The 15,458-nt window shown below is 72.7% G+C and carries 15 protein-coding genes; 7 read left to right on the top strand and 8 right to left on the bottom strand.

Annotated elements, in window-relative coordinates; translation table 11 throughout:
• Nucleotides 1-7: 7 nt before the first annotated feature.
• Nucleotides 8-1,231: an MFS transporter gene (locus tag ACIRG6_RS10910; protein ID WP_403322111.1), complete on the bottom strand. Its 1,224-nt coding sequence runs from the start codon at nucleotides 1,229-1,231 to the stop codon at nucleotides 8-10.
• Nucleotides 1,232-1,389: 158 nt separating this feature from the next.
• Between ACIRG6_RS10910 and ACIRG6_RS10905 the strand changes: the two genes are divergently transcribed.
• The 3 genes from ACIRG6_RS10905 to ACIRG6_RS10895 all read left to right on the top strand — a co-directional run bounded on the left by ACIRG6_RS10905 (nucleotide 1,390) and on the right by ACIRG6_RS10895 (nucleotide 3,713).
• The gene (locus ACIRG6_RS10905; protein ID WP_318214322.1) at nucleotides 1,390-2,031 is read left to right on the top strand and encodes a DUF6758 family protein; all 642 of its coding nucleotides are present in this window, start codon (nucleotides 1,390-1,392) and stop codon (nucleotides 2,029-2,031) included.
• Nucleotides 2,032-2,165: 134 nt separating this feature from the next.
• Nucleotides 2,166-3,023 carry a PHP domain-containing protein gene (locus ACIRG6_RS10900; protein ID WP_364818906.1) on the top strand — a complete coding sequence of 286 codons (858 nt, stop codon included), beginning with the start codon at nucleotides 2,166-2,168 and terminating at the stop codon, nucleotides 3,021-3,023.
• 84 nt (nucleotides 3,024-3,107) lie between these two features.
• Complete coding sequence (locus tag ACIRG6_RS10895; protein ID WP_318214324.1) at nucleotides 3,108-3,713, top strand: MarC family protein; 606 nt, start codon at nucleotides 3,108-3,110, stop codon at nucleotides 3,711-3,713.
• Between the two features lie 79 nt (nucleotides 3,714-3,792).
• On the opposite strand, the gene ACIRG6_RS10890 is transcribed toward ACIRG6_RS10895, so the two are convergent.
• The gene (locus tag ACIRG6_RS10890) at nucleotides 3,793-3,945 is read right to left on the bottom strand and encodes a hypothetical protein (protein ID WP_225632295.1); all 153 of its coding nucleotides are present in this window, start codon (nucleotides 3,943-3,945) and stop codon (nucleotides 3,793-3,795) included.
• A gap of 236 nt (nucleotides 3,946-4,181) precedes the next feature.
• Between ACIRG6_RS10890 and ACIRG6_RS10885 the strand changes: the two genes are divergently transcribed.
• Nucleotides 4,182-5,087: an NYN domain-containing protein gene (locus ACIRG6_RS10885; RefSeq protein WP_350714731.1), complete on the top strand. Its 906-nt coding sequence runs from the start codon at nucleotides 4,182-4,184 to the stop codon at nucleotides 5,085-5,087.
• A gap of 35 nt (nucleotides 5,088-5,122) precedes the next feature.
• Here the strand turns inward: ACIRG6_RS10885 and ACIRG6_RS10880 are convergent, their stop codons facing one another.
• The gene (locus ACIRG6_RS10880; RefSeq protein WP_364675885.1) at nucleotides 5,123-6,001 is read right to left on the bottom strand and encodes an alpha/beta fold hydrolase; all 879 of its coding nucleotides are present in this window, start codon (nucleotides 5,999-6,001) and stop codon (nucleotides 5,123-5,125) included.
• A gap of 380 nt (nucleotides 6,002-6,381) precedes the next feature.
• Nucleotides 6,382-9,000, bottom strand: coding sequence for a DEAD/DEAH box helicase (locus tag ACIRG6_RS10875; protein WP_403322107.1), 2,619 nt, complete (start codon nucleotides 8,998-9,000; stop codon nucleotides 6,382-6,384).
• Nucleotides 9,001-9,493: 493 nt separating this feature from the next.
• On the opposite strand from ACIRG6_RS10875, the gene ACIRG6_RS10870 reads away from it, so the two are divergent.
• Entirely contained in the window at nucleotides 9,494-10,249 is a 756-nt protein-coding gene (locus ACIRG6_RS10870; protein ID WP_364675880.1) for a ferritin-like fold-containing protein, read from the top strand.
• A gap of 167 nt (nucleotides 10,250-10,416) precedes the next feature.
• On the opposite strand, the gene ACIRG6_RS10865 is transcribed toward ACIRG6_RS10870, so the two are convergent.
• The 4 genes from ACIRG6_RS10865 to ACIRG6_RS10850 all read right to left on the bottom strand — a co-directional run bounded on the left by ACIRG6_RS10865 (nucleotide 10,417) and on the right by ACIRG6_RS10850 (nucleotide 12,291).
• On the bottom strand, nucleotides 10,417-10,686 hold the full coding sequence (locus ACIRG6_RS10865; RefSeq protein ID WP_364675877.1) for a hypothetical protein: 270 nt from the start codon (nucleotides 10,684-10,686) through the stop codon (nucleotides 10,417-10,419).
• 171 nt (nucleotides 10,687-10,857) lie between these two features.
• Nucleotides 10,858-11,085 carry a DUF3107 domain-containing protein gene (locus tag ACIRG6_RS10860; RefSeq protein ID WP_239762505.1) on the bottom strand — a complete coding sequence of 76 codons (228 nt, stop codon included), beginning with the start codon at nucleotides 11,083-11,085 and terminating at the stop codon, nucleotides 10,858-10,860.
• A 155-nt stretch (nucleotides 11,086-11,240) separates the two neighbouring features.
• Nucleotides 11,241-11,882 (bottom strand): TetR/AcrR family transcriptional regulator, encoded by a 642-nt coding sequence (locus tag ACIRG6_RS10855; protein WP_077801099.1) that lies wholly within the window; start codon nucleotides 11,880-11,882, stop codon nucleotides 11,241-11,243.
• 187 nt (nucleotides 11,883-12,069) lie between these two features.
• Nucleotides 12,070-12,291 carry a hypothetical protein gene (locus ACIRG6_RS10850; protein WP_239762506.1) on the bottom strand — a complete coding sequence of 74 codons (222 nt, stop codon included), beginning with the start codon at nucleotides 12,289-12,291 and terminating at the stop codon, nucleotides 12,070-12,072.
• 198 nt (nucleotides 12,292-12,489) lie between these two features.
• On the opposite strand from ACIRG6_RS10850, the gene ACIRG6_RS10845 reads away from it, so the two are divergent.
• Together ACIRG6_RS10845 and ACIRG6_RS10840 are read left to right on the top strand one after the other, a co-directional pair.
• On the top strand, nucleotides 12,490-13,512 hold the full coding sequence (locus tag ACIRG6_RS10845; protein WP_364675874.1) for an alpha/beta fold hydrolase: 1,023 nt from the start codon (nucleotides 12,490-12,492) through the stop codon (nucleotides 13,510-13,512).
• Between the two features lie 697 nt (nucleotides 13,513-14,209).
• Entirely contained in the window at nucleotides 14,210-15,241 is a 1,032-nt protein-coding gene (locus tag ACIRG6_RS10840) for a DUF3152 domain-containing protein (protein WP_403322102.1), read from the top strand.
• Nucleotides 15,242-15,458: the final 217 nt, after the last annotated feature.

Raw genomic sequence — 15,458 nt, 5'->3', positions numbered from 1 at the left:
CCCCCGCTCAGTTGGTGAAGACGGTGACCCCGTCCTCGGCCGCGTGCTTCGGCTCCAGCTCCTCGGCCTCGTGAGTGAGTGCCCGGCGCCGTACGGCGACCACGACCGCGCCCAGTACGGCGGTGACGGCGGCCACCACGAACGGGATGTGGATGTCGGTCCACTCCTCGATCTTCGGCGCGAAGTACGGAGCGGCGGCCGCCGCGAACCAGCGCACGAAGTTGTAGCCGGCGCTCGCCACCGGGCGCGGCGCGTCCGACACGCCGAGGGCCAGCTCGGTGTACACGGTGTTGTTCACGCCGATGAAGGCACCGGACAGGATGGTGCAGACGATCGCCGCGGTGTGGTTGCCGTACCCGAGGACCAGCACGTCGGCCGCGAGCAGCACCAGCGAGCTGCCGAGCACCTTCAGCGACCCGAACCGCTTCTGCATGCGCGGCGCCACGAGGACCGAGAACACGGCGAGCAGCACACCCCAGGCGAAGAACACGGCACCGGACTTGTACGGCGTCATGTTCAGCACGAACGGCGTGAAGGCCAGCACCGTGAAGAACGTGTAGTTGTAGAAGAACGCCGAGATCGCGGCGGAGGCGAGGCCGCCGTGGCCCAGCGCCTTGATCGGGTCCAGCAGCGAGGTCTTGCGGGCCGGCCTCGGCTGCTCCTTCAGGAACACCGTGATGCACAGGAAGCCGATCGCCATCAGGAACGCGGTGCCGAAGAACGGGTAGCGCCAGCTGGCGTCACCGAGCAGCGCGCCCAGCAGCGGGCCGCAGGCCATGCCGAGGCCGAGGGCCGACTCGTACAGCAGGATCGCCGCGGCGCTGCCGCCCGCCGCCGCGCCGACGATGACCGCGAGGGCCGTCGAGACGAACAGCGCGTTGCCGAGGCCCCAGCCGGCGCGGTAGCCGACGAGCTGGCCCACGGTGTCGGAGGTGCCCGCCAGGCCCGCGAAGACCACCACGAAGGCCAGGCCGAGCAGCAGGGTCTTGCGGCCGCCGATGCGGCTGGAGACGAAGCCCGTGACCAGCATGGCGACGGCCGTGATCAGGAAGTACGACGTGAACAGGAGGGAGACCTGGCTGGCGCTCGCGTCCAGGCCCTTGGCGATGGACGGCAGGATCGGGTCGACGAGCCCGATGCCCATGAAGGCGACGACGGACGCACCGGCGGTCGCCCACACGGCCTTGGGCTGTCGCAGGATGCCGCCCGCACCCGCGTCGAAGGGGTCCATGGTTGCTCCAATGCCGACAGAGATGGTTGGTGTATGCACATAGTAAGTTAGCGTGGCTAACTAGTGCAACATGCATCTACTTTTCCCTGGTCACGCCCGCCGCCCGGATGGGTGATCGTCCTTGACGTGGGCGGGCGAGGGTAGGACCGTGGGGCTGTATGAGGGGCGAACCCAGTTGCCCGAAGTGTGGTGGCCGGGTCAGGGCTCCCGGCCTCTTCGCCGATTCATGGCAGTGCGACGTGCACGGCACGGTGCACCCGCTCCAGCCCGTGATACCGCCCAGTGTCGAGGCGCTCGGCGTCGTGGTGCACCGCACCCAGGTGCCGGTGTGGATGCCGTGGCCGCTGCCGGTGGGCTGGCTGTTCACCGGCGTGGCCTGCGCGGGCGACGACCGCAGCGGTGGCCGGGCCACGGCGGTGGCCTGCTCGGGTCCGGGCCCGCTCGGCGGCGTCGGCGAGCTGATCCTGGTGGCCGAGGAGCTGGGCGTCGGGCTCGGCGCCCGGTACGCGGGGATCGACGCCCCGGACCCCGGCCCCTACATGGACGTCGAGAAGCCGGCCCAGGCCAAGGTCATCGCCGCCGGCCGCCCGACCCCGCTCTGGCACGTCTCCGGCGTCCCGAGCGACCGGGCGGTGTTCGCCGGGGAGGCGCTCGGGATGTGGCTGTGGGCCGTGCTGTGGCCCGAACAGTCGGGGCTGCTCATGTACGACGAGCTGGTGCTGACCGACCTCCGGGACGCCGGCGCCGAGGTGGACCTCGTGCCGTGCGGCGCCCTGTCACCGCGGCTGATCCAGCCGTAGGGCGGGGCCGGGAGGCGGGCTGGGCACCGTGGACGTAGGGGGCGCGAGGCCGCTTCGGGTGTGACATCGGGGTACGAAATTCCGGTTATCCTTGAGCGTCCCCCTCCGTCCCGTCACCGCCTGGAGTCAGCGTCGTGCGCATCGATCTGCACACCCACTCCACCGCGTCCGACGGCACGGACACCCCGGCCCAGCTGGTGCGCAACGCCGCCGCGGCCGGGCTGGACGTCGTCGCGCTGACCGACCACGACACCACCCGCGGCCACGCCGAGGCCCTCGCCGCGCTGCCCGAGGGCCTGACGCTGGTCACCGGCGCGGAACTCTCCTGCCGTCTCGACGGCATCAGCATGCACATGCTGGCCTACCTCTTCGACCCCGAGGAGCCCGCCCTGCTCGCCGAGCGGGAGCTGGTCCGGGACGACCGGGTGCCGCGGGCCCGGGGCATGGTCGCCAAGCTCAACGCGCTGGGAGTTCCCGTCACCTGGGAGCAGGTGGCGCGGATCGCCGGTGACGGCTCGGTCGGGCGCCCGCACGTGGCCTCCGCGCTCGTGGAGCTCGGCGTCGTGCCGACCGTGAGCGACGCCTTCACCGAGGACTGGCTGGCCGACGGCGGCCGGGCCTACGTCGACAAGCACGAGACCGACCCCTTCGAGGCGATCCGGCTGATCAAGGGCGCCGGTGGTGTCGCGGTGTTCGCCCACCCGGCCGCCGCCAAGCGGGGCCGCACGGTGCCGGAGGCCGCCATCGCCGAGCTGGCCGCCGCCGGGCTGGACGGCATCGAGGTCGACCACATGGACCACGACGCGCAGACGCGGGCGCGGCTGCGCGGACTCGCCGCGGAGCTGGGGCTCCTGGTGACCGGCTCCAGCGACTACCACGGCAGCCGGAAGACCTGCGAGCTGGGCGAGTACACGACGGACCCCGAGGTGTACGGGGAGATCACGCGGCGGGCGCACGGGGCGTTCCCCGTGCCGGGAGCCGGCGGAGCCTGAGGCCCGCGGAGCCCGAGGCCCGCAGGCCGCTCTCGTCCCCCACCCCGTTCGTTGTCCCTGTCATCGCAAGGCTTTGTCACGCTCATGTTCGACCTCGCCGTCTTCGGCTCCCTCTTCCTGACCCTTTTTGTCATCATGGATCCCCCCGGGATCACCCCGATCTTCCTCGCGCTGACCGCCGGCCGGCCCGCCAAGGTGCAGAAGCGGATGGCCTTCCAGGCCGTCTGCGTGGCCGGCGGTGTGATCACGGTGTTCGGGCTGCTCGGGCACCAGATCCTGAACTACCTGCATGTGTCCGTGCCCGCGCTGATGATCGCGGGCGGGCTGCTGCTCCTGCTGATCGCGCTCGACCTGCTCACCGGCAAGACGGACGAGCCCAAGCAGACCAAGGACGTCAACGTCGCGCTGGTGCCGCTGGGCATGCCGCTGCTGGCGGGGCCCGGCGCCATCGTGTCCGTCATCCTGGCCGTGCAGAAGGCCGACAGCGTGACCTCCCAGGTGTCTGTCTGGTCGGCGATCCTCGCCATCCACGTGGTGCTCTGGCTGGTGATGCGGTACTCGCTGCTGATCATCCGCGTCATCAAGGACGGCGGTGTCGTCCTGGTGACCCGCCTGGCGGGCATGATGCTCTCCGCGATCGCCGTGCAGCAGATCATCAACGGCGTCACCCAGGTGATCCAGGGGGCGTGAGCGCCGGACACGACAGAGCCCCCGCACAGCACCGGTGACGGTGCCGTACGGGGGCTCTCGGCGTGTGGAACGGTCCGCCTTACAAGGCCGAGGTGTCGGCGGGGCGGATCCACAGGCGCTGCCCGATGGCGGCGGCCTGCTGAACAATGCGGTTCACGGAGGCGGCGTCCACGACGGTGGTGTCGACGGGCGTTCCGTCGATGTCGTCGAGTCGCATGACTTCAAAGCGCATGGGCCTCTCCCTTGATCTGGTCATCCTCCTGAGGAGAACTACTGGTGTGGGTCCCGGGTCGTCGGTGCCCGGGCGTCCGTATGAGTCAACCGGCTGCGTGTTACGAACATTCCCTACGCTAAGGAAATTTTTCGAACAACTAATTACTGACACGTAAGAAGACCGCGTCGGAGCGATCGGCGCCCGGCACAAGACTGACCGGCACCGGTTGTGTTCGCAGCGTGACCGCCGGGACAATGGAGGCGATGAACGACGACCTCGCGTCCCTGAACGCCCGCATCGACCGCACCAACGAGCTGCTGCAGCGCATGCTCGCCGAGGTGGCGAAGACGCCCTCGACCCACGCGATCTTCGTCGACGCCGGGTACCTCTACGCGGCGGCGGGGCGACTGGTCGCCGGGACCGAGGACCGCCGGGCCTTCGACCTGGACGCCGAGGGACTGATCGAGGCACTCATCGACAAGGCGCGCACGATCTTCGCGGACAGCCGCCTGCTGCGGGTCTACTGGTACGACGGCGCCCGGCGCCGCATCCACACCGCCGAGCAGCAGTCCATCGCCGAGCTGCCGGACGTCAAGGTGCGCCTGGGCAACCTCAACGCCAACAACCAGCAGAAGGGCGTCGACTCCCTCATCCGCTCCGACCTGGAGTCCCTCGCCCGGTACCGCGCCATCAGCGACGCGGCGCTGCTCGGCGGCGACGAGGACCTGGTGTCGGCGGTCGAGGCCGCCCAGGGCTACGGCGCCCGCGTCCACCTGTGGGGCGTCGAGGCCCCCGAGGGACGCAACCAGGCCGACCCGCTGCTCTGGGAGGTCGACAGCCAGCGCACCTTCGACCTCGACTTCTTCAAGCCGTACGTCTCCCGGCGTACGGCCCAGGCCTTCGAAGCGGCGGGCGTGGTCCGGCCGGCCCGCGAGGACGTCCGCTTCGTGGGTGCCCAGATCGCGTCGAAGTGGCTGGCGGCACGGGGCCGCGACGCACTGCTGGAGCTGCTGCCCGGCCACCCCTACCTCCCCGGCTCGGTGGACCAGGATCTGCTGGTGGAGGCCGAAGGGCTGCTGCAGTACTCACTGCGGGGCCAGGCCGACCTGCGCCGCGCGCTGCGGGACGGCTTCTGGGAGCACCTCCGGGCGCAGTACTAGGACGGGCGCCGGGGCCCGTCCGGCCCGTCCTGCGGTCACGGCGCGGGGACGCCGTCCCAGAAGTCGGCCAGGGCCTGGGCCGTCGGCAGCGGCTGGTCCGTGTTGGGCGAGTGCTCGGCCCCGGGGATGACGGTCCGGCGGGCGTCCAGCCGTACGGCCATCTCGTCCAGGAGGGGCACGGGCCAGGTGTCGTCGTAGGCGCCCGACAGTACGTGGAGCGGCAGTGGCACCGCGGCGAGCTCGGCGACACGGTCCGGCTCGGTGCACAACTGGCGTCCCGTGGCGAGCAGTTGGGCCGGCCGGGTGCCAAGCCAGCGCTCGCGCAGCCGTTGCGGAGCCTCCGGGCCGTGGGCGGGGACCGGGGCGCCGGCGTCCTCGGGCGGCCCCATCGACTGCATCACCTCCCAGACCTGGGCCATCGTCATGGTGTCGAGCGCGTCCCGCAGGAGTTTCACGCGCTGCTGCTGGGAGACGGAGATCCGCGCGGGGCCCGACGACATCAGCGTGAGGGAGACGAAGGGGGAGTGGTCGAGCAGAACGGCGGCCCGGGCGATCTGGCCGCCGAGGGAGTGCCCGACGAGGTGCACGGTCGTCCCGAGCGCGGCGACCTGCGCGAGGACGTCCCGGGCCAACTCGCCCTGCGCGTAGCCGGACTCGTCGTGTTCCGGGCCGTCGGACTCGTACTGTCCCCGCCCGTCCACGGCGACCGTACGGTACCCGCGCGCGGCGAGCGGCTCGTGCAGCAGCGTGAAGTCCTCCTTGCTGCCCGTGAAACCGGGCAGCATCAGCACGACCCCCTTCGGTACGCCCCCGCCCGCCACGGGCGAATCGACGACGGCGAACTCACCACGCGCGGTACGCAGCCGGTACGCGCGGGCATCGGGCGGCGGGGTGAAGCGGGCGTTCGTGCTCACGGGCAGAGATTATCCGGGGCCGGGACACGGGGCGGCCCCCGGCCCGCGCACCTTGCGGGCAGGCGCGCCATTGACGGCCGAGCCTGCGGGCGGTCGCGCCAGTGAAGTGGCCAGCCTGCGTCCGCCCGTGCCGCCCGCGGGCAGCCGTCCCACCCAGCCCGCGCAGCCTGCGGGCAGTCGTGCCTCCCCCAGTGCCTGAAACGGCCTGGGAGGTACCCCCAGGGCGGCACGGGCGGGCGCAGGCGGCACCCTTTCAGCGCGGGCAAGCGTTCCCCGGGCGTCACCCTCCCTGCGCCGCCCGGACAGCGGACCGGATACGCCGTCGGCCCGGCCCCGCCTGGGTGGCGGGACCGGGCCGACGGTCGGATCAAGCGGCGGGATCAGCTCTCGGCCGACTCCGCGGGCTGCTTCGCAGCCGTGGCCGCCTTGCGCGTACGGCGAACCTTCGGCTTCGCCTCGCCCGCGTCGGCGGCCTCGACGGGAGCCTCGGCAACCGCCGCGGCCTTGCGGGTCCGACGCCGCGGTGCGGCCTCCGGCTCCTGCGAGGCCTGGGCCGGGATCTCGGCGGTGGCCTCGACCGGCTCGGCGGCCTTGCGGGTGCGGCGGCGCGGCTTGGTCTCCGTGGCCTCGGCCGTGTCGACGGCGGCTTCCGCCTTGGCGGCCGCGGTCTTGCGGGTGCGGCGCGGCTTGACCTCGGCGGTTTCCGCAGCCTCGACGGCCTCGGCGGCCTCCGGGGCCTCGGCAGCGGCCTTGCGGGTGCGGCGACGCGGCTTGGTCTCCGTGGCCTCGGCCGTGTCGACGGCGGTCTCCGCCTTGGCGGCGGCCGTCTTGCGGGTGCGGCGCGGCTTGACCTCGGCCGCCTCCGACTCCTGCGAGGCCTGGGCCGGGATCTCGGCGGTGGCCTCGACCGGCTCGGCGGCCTTGCGGGTGCGGCGGCGCGGCTTGGTCTCCGTGGCCTCGGCCGTGTCGACGGCGGCTTCCGCCTTGGCGGCCGCGGTCTTGCGGGTGCGGCGCGGCTTGACCTCGGCGGTTTCCGCAGCCTCGACGGCCTCGGCGGCCTCCGGGGCCTCGGCAGCGGCCTTGCGAGTGCGGCGGGGCTTCGGCTCCGCCGTCTCCGCCGGTGCCGCCGCCTTCTTGCGCGTACGGCGCGGCTTCGCCTCCGCCGGCTCGGCGGCCGGCTCGGCCACTCCCTCGGCCGTGTCGACCGCCGTCTCGGCGGCAGCCGAGGCCGTGGCCTTACGGGTACGCCGACGCGGCTTCTCGACGGGCGCCTCGACCGCGGTCACCTCGGCCACCGGGGCGTCGACCACAGCGGCCTCGGCCACCGGGGTCGCGACAGCCGCCGGCTCGGCCACCGCAGCGGCCTCCACCGCCGCGGCCGGCGTCTCGGCCGACTTGCGGGTGCGGCGACGACGCGGCTTCGCCGGGGTCTCGACGCTCTCCGAAGCTTCCGGAGCCGTGCCTTCCGCCGTCGCCACGGCGCTTTCCGGTGCCGTGGCCTCCGTCGTGGCGGCCGTCACCGGCTGCTGGGCCGGCTCACCGCTCCGCGTCCGGCGACGGCGACGCAGCGTGCGGGGCCCCTGGGCGGTGCCCTCCGTGTCCGTGGCGCCGTCCGCGCCGCCGGTCACGGCCTCGGGAGCGGTAGTCCCGGCGGCCGGCGCCTCCACCTGCGCCCCGCCGCGCGTCCGGCGACGGCGACGCGGCGCCGTACGGGAGGAACGCTCACCTTCGGAGGAGCGCTCGCGGTCGGCGGAACGGGACTCGTCCCGGCCACCACGGCCACCGCGGGCGCGACCGCCCCGGCCGCCCGGCTCGCCCAGGTCCTCCAGCTCCTCCGCGTCCAGCCCGGCGCGCGTGCGCTCCGAGCGCGGCAGGACGCCCTTGGTGCCCTCGGGGATGCCGAGGTCGGTGTAGAAGTGCGGGGAGGTGGAGTACGTCTCCGGCGGGTCGTTGAAGCCCAGGTCCAGTGCCTTGTTGATCAGCTGCCAGCGCGGGATGTCGTCCCAGTCGACCAGCGTGATCGCCGTACCCTTGGCGCCCGCGCGGCCGGTGCGGCCGATGCGGTGCAGGTACGTCTTCTCCTCTTCCGGCGACTGGTAGTTGATGACGTGCGTCACGCCCTCGACGTCGATGCCGCGGGCGGCGACGTCGGTGCAGACGAGCACGTCCACCTTGCCGTTGCGGAAGGCGCGCAGGGCCTGCTCGCGGGCGCCCTGGCCGAGGTCGCCGTGGACCGCGCCGGAGGCGAAGCCGCGCTGCTTGAGCTGGTCGGCCAGGTCGGCCGCGGTGCGCTTGGTGCGGCAGAAGACCATGGCCAGTCCCCGGCCGTCGGCCTGCAGTATGCGCGCCACCATCTCGGGCTTGTCCATGTTGTGCGCGCGGTAGACGAACTGCTTCGTGTTGGCGACCGTCGCGCCCGCGTCGTCCGGCGAGGTGGCGGAGATGTGCGTGGGCTGCGACATGTAGCGGCGGGCCAGTCCGATGACGGCGCCCGGCATGGTGGCCGAGAACAGCATCGTCTGACGCTTGGCCGGCAGCATGTTGATGATCTTCTCGACGTCGGGCAGGAAGCCCAGGTCGAGCATCTCGTCGGCCTCGTCGAGGACCAGGCTCTTGATGTGCTTCAGGCTCAGCTTCTTCTGGCCCGCGAGGTCCAGCAGACGGCCGGGGGTGCCGACGATCACGTCGACGCCCTTCTTGAGGGCTTCCACCTGCGGCTCGTACGCCCGGCCGCCGTAGATCGCGAGGACGCGCACGTTGCGTACCTTGCCGGCGGTCTGGAGGTCGTTGGTGACCTGCTGGCACAGCTCGCGCGTCGGGACGACGACGAGGGCCTGCGGGGCGTCGGTCAGGGACTCGGGCGCCGCGCGGCCCGCCTCGACGTCGGCGGGGACGGTGACGCGCTCGAGGAGCGGGAGGCCGAAGCCCAGCGTCTTGCCGGTGCCGGTCTTGGCCTGGCCGATGACGTCCTTGCCCGACAGGGCCACGGGGAGCGTCATCTCCTGGATGGGGAAGGGAGTGATGATGCCGACGGCCTCGAGGGCTTCGGCGGTCTCGGGGAGGATTCCGAGGGATCGAAACGTCGTAGTCAGGGTGCTGCCTCTTCTGTGTGCGTGGTGCGAGGCGAGCGCGCGGGTCGTGCCGGACCGTGTCGGGGACGTCGGCCACCCTTACGGGTGGACCGTAGGACACGGGACCTCTGTCGACGCTCCAGCGCTCGTACCACTGAGGGTCCCCCTCCGGGGTCCGTACGCAGTGTGGCGTACGGCAGGGAGGGCTGTCGGGTCGGAGCCGATCGGGCCACCGACCGGGCATCCTCATGCGTGCGGCCCGACGACGATGTCACGTACCCGTACGTCACATACTCGGCAGGCGCATTACCACCATACCCCGGATTCGCGCACACGCGATGGCCGATTTGGTCACGTAGTCGTCGTCACAGTGACTGACCAGGCCGTTACGGTCCGCGGCGGGCGGGCTATTGTGCGCTGCATGACGAGCTCTGACAAGCCTGGCAACGCCGCAGACGCCCCCGCCGAAACCACCGGAGCCACCGGAGTCGCCGCCCGGGACTGGGCGACGGCAGCCGCCGACCCGCACTACCGGGCCGCGGTCGTGGACCTGCTCGGCGCGCTCGCGTACGGCGAGCTGGCGGCGTTCGAGCGGCTCGCGGAGGACGCCAAGCTGGCGCCCACGCTGGCGGACAAGGCGGAGCTGGCGAAGATGGCGTCGGCGGAGTTCCACCACTTCGAGCGGCTGCGCGACCGGCTCGCCGAAATCGGTGAGGAGCCGACGGCGGCCATGGAGCCGTTCGTGGCCGCCTACGACGGTTTCCACAAGCAGACGGACCCCTCCGACTGGCTGGAGGGTCTCGTCAAGGCCTACGTCGGCGACTCCATCGCCAGCGACTTCTACCGGGAGGTCGCCGCCCGGCTCGACTCCGACACCCGGGGCCTGGTGCTGGCCGTGCTGGACGACACCGGGCACGCGAGCTTCGCCGTGGAGAAGGTGCGCGCGGCGATCGAGGCGGACCCCCGGGTGGGCGGGCGGCTGGCGCTGTGGGCGCGGCGGCTGATGGGCGAGGCGCTGTCGCAGTCCCAGCGGGTGGTCGCCGACCGGGACGCGCTCTCGACGATGCTCGTGGGCGGTGTCGCGGACGGCTTCGACCTCGCCGAGGTGGGCCGCATGTTCTCCCGGATCACCGAGGCGCACACCAAGCGGATGGCGGCGCTGGGGCTGGCGGCCTAGGCACCGCCCTGCCAGGAGGCCGGGGCACCGCCCGGTCCGGGCATCACCCGGACCGGGGGCCGGCGCGGCCCCCACGGGCATCGAGCGCCGGCGTCAGCCCGGGCGCCGTGATCCGTCCGGGCGCCGCAGGGCCCGGCCTCGCCGTCGGCGCCACCATCGGCGGCCGGTCAGGCGGTCGCCGAACGGCGCCGCAGTCTTCCCGCCGGGCGCAGCAGCAGCGACAGCGAGGCCGCCGAGACGGCCGCCGCGCCGATGAGGACCGGCAGGAGCCCGCCGGCGCCCAGCGCGGTGTGCGTGACGAACGCCCCGAACAGGGCCCCGGCGACACCCGTGGGCAGGACCAGGATGCGGTCGGGGAGGCGGTGCGGCAGACGGTGGGCGGCGGCCCAGGCCAGAGCGAGGCCGAGGATCGAGGCGCTGAGCACTTCCAGGAGCATGTCGGGGTCCCTCCCACGTGGCCGGCCTGCCCGAAACGGTCTTTGGCGGACTTACCCCTGACCTGCGGAATGCAATCCTCCTCCTGTGGGTGAGCTGTGCTCCGGACGGGGAAACGGAAAAGGGCCCGGCGGTCGTGGCCGCCGGGCCCTTCTGCGTGCTTCTTCCGTCGGCTACAGCGCGCCGAATCCCACCTTGCGCGGGCTCGGCTCGCCGAGCTCGACGTACGCGAGGCGGTCGGCCGGGACCAGGACCTTGCGGCCGTGCTCGTCCACGAGGCTCAGCAGCTGCGTCTTGCCGGCCAGTGCCTCGGCCACCACGCGCTCTACCTCCTCGGCACTCTGACCGCTCTCCAGAACGATCTCGCGGGGCGCGTGCTGCACGCCGATCTTGACCTCCACGGCTATGTCCCTCCGACGGTCAGTGAAGTGCGCGATCTTACGCGCCGTACCCAGCACACATTAGCCCGGTGAGGGGACGTACACGCTCCGCCCGAGAACGCCAGGAGCGAACAGCCGGGGGGAACAAGCGCCGCCGTACGCCGAACGTGCGCCGGTCAGTGCTGCTCGCTGCCGTGCAGCGGGAAACCGGCGATGCCCCGCCAGGCCAGCGACGTCAGCAGCTGGACCGCCTGGTCGCGCGGCACGCTGCGGTCGCTGTGCAGCCAGGCGCGGGCCACCACCTGGGCGAGGCCGCCCAGTCCGGAGGCCAGCAGCATCGACTCGGCACGGGAGAGACCGGTGTCCTCGGCGATGACGTCGCAGATCGCCTCGGCGCACTCGTTCGTGACCTTGTCGACGCGCTCGCGCACGGCGGGCTCGTTGGTCAGGTCCGACTCGAAGACCAGGCGGAAGGCGCCGCCGTCGTCCTCGACGTACGCGAAGTAGGCGTCCATCGTCGCCCGGACGCGCTGCTTGTTGTCGGTCGTCGACGCGAGCGCGTTCCGCACGGACTGGATCAGCGCCTCGCAGTGCTGGTCCAGCAGCGCGAGGTAGAGGTCGAGCTTGCCCGGGAAGTGCTGGTACAGCACCGGCTTGCTGACGCCGGCGCGCTCGGCGATGTCGTCCATCGCGGCGGCGTGGTAGCCCTGCGCCACGAACACTTCCTGGGCGGCGCCCAGCAGCTGGTTGCGTCGGGCACGGCGGGGAAGGCGTGTGCCCCGCGGGCGTACCGCCTCTGTCTGCTCGATGGCTGTCACGCCGCCTCCCAAAGTCGTCCACGTGCGGTGTGCGCCGCGTCGCCATCGTACTTTTCGGTAACCGTGGTGTGCGCGGTGCGAGCGCAGAATTTCACGGACCGGACGGTGGCGATAGCCGCACAACAGGTTTCAAAAGGTCGCAGGCCGGGCAAAAATCGGCCTCCCTCCTGATCGGCGGCCCCCCGCCTCAGCGGTAGTCGTCCTCGTCCTGTGAGACGACCCGGGCCTGTTCGACCAGGTCGGCCTCGTTGGCGCGGTCCGGTTCCACGTCGGTCAGCGGGTCGTCGCGGTCGGGCGTGATGTCGGCGTACTGCTCGGCCGCGTCGGCGTCGGGGGCCTCGACGCCGAGTTCCTGAGGCTCCCGGTCCTCTTCCTCGAAGGTCTCCGGGTCGGTGGGGTCGACGGTCATGCTGGGCTCCCTTCCTACGGACGTCCCTGGATGCAGGGGCCACATACGGGTGCCCTCTCCATGAGCCTAGGAGACACCCGATTCCGCCGCCAGGCGTCACCGTGCGCCGATCGCGGGTACCCGGCAGCCCGGCGCTGCGCCCGTGCCTGTGATGGCGAACACATGAGCCAGTGCGTGATCGTCTCGTAACATTGCCGCATGTCTTCGACCGAGCCGCCGTCCGCGCCGCCCGCCAACGTGCTGCCGAAGGTGGCGGCCGTCAAGGTCGTGGAGGGTGAGCGGCTCAGCTCGGTCCACCTGCCCGGAATCACCCTGACGGTGCGCTCCAGGCGGCCGGCGCGCCAGGGTCTCCCGCCCGCGCTGTACGTCCACGGCCTCGGCGGTTCCTCGCAGAACTGGTCGGCGCTGATGCCGCTGCTGGACGACGTCGTCGACAGCGAGGCCGTCGACCTGCCCGGCTTCGGCGACTCGCCGCCGCCGGACGACGGTGACTACTCCGTCTCTGGCCACGCGCGCGCGGTCGTCCGCCATCTCGACGCGGCCGGGCGCGGCCCCGTCCACCTCTTCGGCAACTCGCTCGGCGGCGCGGTCGCTACGCGCGTCGCCGCGGTGCGGCCCGACCTCGTGCGCACGCTGACCCTCGTGTCGCCCGCGCTGCCGGAGATCCGCGTCCAGCGCAGCGCGGTGCCGACGGGGCTGCTGGCGCTGCCGGGAGTGGTGTCGCTGTTCACCCGGCTCACCAGGGAGTGGACCGCCGAGCAGCGGGTCCGCGGGGTGACGGCGCTCTGCTACGGCGACCCCGGGAGGGTGTCGCCGGAGGGCTTCCGCAACGCCGTGGAGGAGATGGAGCGGCGGCTGCAACTGCCGTACTTCTGGGACGCGATGGCGCGTTCGGCGCGCGGGATCGTCAGCGCGTACACCGTGGGCGGCCAGCACGGGCTGTGGCGGCAGGCCGAACGGGTTCTCGCGCCGACCCTGCTGGTCTACGGTGGACGGGACCAACTCGTCGGCCACCGCATGGCTCAGCGCGCGGCCCGCGCCTTCCGTGACTCCCGGCTGCTGACCCTGCCGGACGCGGGGCACGTGGCGATGATGGAATATCCGGAGACCGTGGCCACGGCGTTCCGTGAACTTCTCGCGGACACCGGGGAGCCGGCGGTCGGCAGGAACACCGACGGGGCCGTCGACGACGAGCCCGCCAACCAGACCACAGGAGGCTGAGGCGCGAGTGGGACGCCACAGCCGCCGCGGACCCGCCCCCAAGGGCGACAGCGCGGACGCCTCCGCGGCAGCGCGGGAGGACCGGGCCGGACGCCCGGGCCGACGACGCGCGCCCGGGCCGCCGGCGAACGGAACGCCGGGCCCGATGTCCCAGGGCACCGCGCCGGGCGGCGCCTGGGGCCACGCGGCCCGACAGCCGTCGGACGGCACGCCCGCGCACGGCTTCCCCCGGCTCGCGGACGGCACGCCGGCTCAGGGCGTTCCCCGGCTCCCCGACGGCACGCCCGCGCAGGGCCTTCCGCGGGTTCGGGGCGGTACGCAGGGCTTGTCGAGGTTCCCGGACGGGACTCCCGCGCATGGTTCGCCGCGTGCCGGGGACGGTGCGCCTGCGCAGGGAGCCCCTGGTGGGCCCGGTGGCGCGCCCGCGCGCGGTGTGTCCCGGTTCCCGGAGGGGACTCCGGCCCACGGTTCGCCGCGTGTCGGGGGCGCTGCCCCCGCGCAGGGGGCCCCCGGCGGTACGCCCGCGCGCGGTGTGCCCCGGTTCCCCGACGGGACTCCCGCGCAGGGGGTGCCGCAGGTCCGTGGCGGGCATCCCGAGCAGCGTGAAGCCGGCGGAGGCTGGGGCGACTTGGGCGGGCGGGCCGCGTCCGGACCGCAGTCTGGCGTGTCCGCGCCCGGCCGGCCCGCGGGCCCCGGCATGCCGTTCCCGCGGCAGCGGCAGGCGCCCGAGGAAGGGCCGCGGCGGGACTACCTGGACGCCTTCGGCGAGGACGACGACGTCTTCTCGACCCGCACCCAGCGCCGTACCCGCGTCCCCGCCCAGGCGCCCGACCCGTACACCTCCGTCACCGACCGGAGGTCCGGCGACGGCCCCGGCACCCCCGGCGGCGGCGACGCGGCACCCACCGGCGAACCCGCGCCGGCCAAGGGCGGCAAGGGGCGGACCTTCACCGGCATCGCCGCCGCCGCCGTCACCACCGTGCTGGCGGTCGTCGTGGCCGGCCAGGTCGCCGACGGCCAGGACGGCGAGGGCGCGCGCTCCCAGGCCGCGACCGACCAGGCCCGGGACGTCCGCGACCCCGCGTCCCGCGCGGACGAGCGGCCGGCCCCGCCCGGTGCCGCGGCGTCGCTGACGTACGAGCAGAAGATGGCCAAGACCTATCCGCTCGGCGCCACCTACAAGGGGTCGGGGAAGTTCGAGGCGATCCCCGGCATCGACAAGGCGCCGGGGACGGGGCAGAAGTACACCTACCGCGTGGACGTGGAGCAGGGCCTGGGGCTCGACGGCGAACTCTTCGCGCAGGCCGTGCAGAAGACGCTCAACGACAACCGGAGCTGGGCGCACAACGGCGCCCGTACCTTCGAACGCATTCACTCCGGGCAGCCCGACTTCGTGATCACGCTCGCCAGCCCCGGCACCACGGCCGACTGGTGTGCCAAGTCCGGCCTGGACACCACCGAGGACAACGTCTCCTGCGACTCGGCCGCCACCGAACGCGTGATGATCAACGCCTACCGGTGGGCGCAGGGCGCCGAGCCCTTCGGCGACCAGATCTACGCCTACCGGCAGATGCTCATCAACCACGAGGTCGGCCACCGCATCGGCTACAACCACGTCTCCTGCGACAAGGACGGCGAACTCGCCCCGGTCATGCAGCAGCAGACCAAGTTCGTGGACCACGACGGAATCGACTGCCGTCCCAACGCCTGGGCCTACCCCAACGGGTGATCCACCAGGCGTGCCGACGCGTCGCGCACAGTGATCACATGATCCCTTAGCGCGACCGAACGCGTCCCGCACGGGAAAGTTACGACCGTTCACCCCTTTTGGTGGGGGGGGGGGGGCCCCCCCAACCCCCCCACCGCATTTACGCCAACATTGGTAACGCATCGAGCCCCCCGGCCCACCGGGGCTGCCCACACGGGGGATGGGGGGTGCGGGCGTT

Origin of the sequence: Streptomyces flaveolus (genome assembly GCF_044765825.1) — a bacterium.
Lineage (GTDB): Bacteria > Actinomycetota > Actinomycetes > Streptomycetales > Streptomycetaceae > Streptomyces > Streptomyces flaveolus.
The sequence above is the reverse complement of the archived record's forward strand: the minus strand, read 5'-3'. Positions and strand labels throughout refer to the sequence as shown.